The sequence below is a fragment of the Bartonella sp. SD1336NMGDW genome (genome assembly GCF_042193565.1).
Lineage (GTDB): Bacteria > Pseudomonadota > Alphaproteobacteria > Rhizobiales > Rhizobiaceae > Bartonella > Bartonella grahamii.
This window is the reverse complement of sequence record NZ_JBHILW010000109.1, coordinates 1-540: the sequence shown is the minus strand read 5'-3', so window position 1 is coordinate 540 and position 540 is coordinate 1. Positions and strand designations below refer to the sequence as shown.

At 42.4% G+C, this 540-nt stretch carries 1 protein-coding gene; it reads left to right on the top strand.

Annotated features, from left to right (window positions below):
* Positions 1-11: 11 nt before the first annotated feature.
* Positions 12-540, top strand: a 529-nt coding sequence (locus ACFIKH_RS09435; RefSeq protein ID WP_375671559.1) for a lysozyme, incomplete at its 3' end; no start/stop codon positions are given.

The window sequence follows — 540 nt, the reverse complement described above, 5'->3', positions numbered from 1 at the left end:
TGAATTGAACAATGGCACGGAAAATAAGTAAAGACTGTTTATACTGTTTAAAAAAGTGGGAAGGTTTGCGCTTGCAGGCTTATCAAGATGCTTCTGGCGTGTGGACCATTGGTTATGGTCATACGAAAAAAGCCGGTCAACCAACAGTTGTTGAGGGTATGGTGATTACAGAAAAAAAAGCCGAAACCATGCTTTTAGCAGATTTGCAGCAATATGAGAGAGCGGTAGAAAAAGCAGTTTGTGTGAATTTAAGCGACGAGCAGTTCGGCGCTCTTGTTTCCTTTTGTTATAATGTAGGTATTGCAGCTTTCCAAAGCTCTACATTGCTTAAAAGGCTTAATCGGGGGGATTATGAAGCAGTTCCCTTTGAATTACAAAAATGGACCAAAGCGGGAGGCAAACGTTTACAAGGTCTTGTACACCGGCGGGTAGCAGAGGCAGGGCTATGGGCGAAAGGAGCTTTTGTTTCTTCTAATTATCAAACAGTAGAAACGAAACAACCAACAGGGTTTCTCAAAGCAGAAGCATTGGCACCGATTA